1 protein-coding gene and 1 pseudogene are annotated in these 1,566 nt (G+C 76.2%); both read left to right on the top strand.

Annotated elements, in window-relative coordinates; all coding sequences use genetic code 11:
* Window positions 1–303, top strand: a pseudogene (locus ABZ641_RS36725) (hypothetical protein); the annotation flags it as partial.
* A complete protein-coding gene (locus ABZ641_RS36720) occupies window positions 303–986 on the top strand; it encodes a DUF6042 family protein (protein WP_359988887.1) in 684 nt (227 codons plus the stop codon). The pseudogene ABZ641_RS36725 and the gene ABZ641_RS36720, both read left to right, overlap by 1 nt.
* The last annotated feature ends 580 nt before the right edge of the window (window positions 987–1,566 follow it).

The following is a 1,566-nucleotide window of genomic DNA, read 5'->3' as shown; positions in this document are numbered from 1 at the left end:
CTTGAGCTCGGTGCCGTCGACCGTCTCGGTGCCGACCAGCGCGGCCGACTCCGCGCCGCGCACCGCCGCCCGCTCCCGCAGACCGGCCGGCTGCGCCCGACGTTTTGTGCGCCACCCTGCCCGGCCCCCGGTCGTTGGCCCGGTGACCCGTACGACATCGCCGACCCGCAGGAGACCCCCGTGCCGAACACCGCCGCCGAGCAGCCCTTGACCGAGCCGCCCCGGACCGACCAGGACCGCGCCGCCCACCAGAACGCCCTCGTCCGCGGCGGCTGGACGCGCACGCCACCTTCGTCGTCCTGATGTACGCCGGATTCGCCGAGACCCCGCCCACCCGCGAGGAACTCGGCGCCGCGATCGCCACCGGTGGCCTGGCCGGTTCCTGCTGGGACCTCCCCGACCCGGACGACCCGGACGACCCGGACCGCGAGGAAGCCGAGGCGGCACTGGCCAGGGCCCGCGCGGCCGCCGCCCGCTACGCCGCGCACTACGGCCTCGACACCCCCGAAACCGTGGACGACCTGGTCACCCTCCTGGTCGCCGCCGGCGTCCTGCTCGAGACCCCGGGCCCCGCCGGCACCGTGCTGAGCCCGGTGCGGCCGGTGCCGCGGCCCGGCGACGTCTTCCCGCTCGACGACACCGAGCGGCAGGCCCTGGCCGACCTCGAGCGCCGCCACACCCACGGCCGCGGCACCGCGGCCGTCATCGGCCTGTTCACACCGCGCGGTGTGCGCCTCACCGAGATCACGACCAGCCAAGGCCGCCTCGCCCGCGCCATCGGCCAGGACACCGAGCACGCCCGCCAGTGCGTCCTGCAACTGATCGAGGACGGCGACCTCACTGCCACCGCCGACGTCACCACCCTCGCCGGACACAACGTCTTCCGGCTGCACCGTGACCAGCAGGACCCCGACCCGTACCCCGCCGCCATCCGGCACCGCACCGAGGCCGGTCCGACCCGCACCGGCCTCCCCGAAAGCCCGTGACCCGGCGCCGGCAGCACCCTGCCCCCCCGAGGGGGCGGTATCTGGCCGTGCCGCGCTGCGCCGTCCAAACAGCCGCGACCGCGGCCGCGCGGCCGATCCCCGGGGCGATCGCCCGCAAAGACCGGCCGCCGCTGCAGGAACGCCGGGCAGAGGCCGGACGGCGGCCGATCCTCGACCCTGCACGCTCCGTGGCGGTGCACGATCACAGCACGAGCAGGCGGTGGACCAGACACAGGAACGATTCCCTGGCCCAACCGGCAGCCCCGCCGGTGCACTTCGACGCCGATGCGCCGAAGTGCACCGGCGTCGACAGACCCGCCCGCGCCGCACCCACCCCGGCGGGGGAGTACCGGGGCGAGCAGACCACAGCGAGGAAATCCGGGCCGTTGCCGCGCCCTTGTAGGAGGCCGCCGCCCTGCTGCCCGCCGCCGACCGTTTCTGCGCCACCTTCTGCTGCCCGTCGTCAACCGCCACCCGCTACCGCGGCGCGGCCCTGCCGGGCACGGGCACGGGCCCGTGCCCGGCAGGCATCCCCCCCCAGCTGGCACGGCCCGCCGTGCCAGATAGCCCACCCGGTGGC

This window comes from Kitasatospora sp. NPDC007106, from assembly GCF_040634455.1.
Taxonomy (GTDB): domain Bacteria; phylum Actinomycetota; class Actinomycetes; order Streptomycetales; family Streptomycetaceae; genus Kitasatospora; species Kitasatospora arboriphila.
The sequence above is the reverse complement of the archived record's forward strand: the minus strand, read 5'-3'. Positions and strand labels throughout refer to the sequence as shown.

Bases quoted from the DNA above. Each gene is read 5' to 3' on its own strand.
- ABZ641_RS36720 (WP_359988887.1), top strand. From the start codon at position 303: ATGTACGCCGGATTCGCCGAGACCCCGCCCACCCGCGAGGAACTCGGC.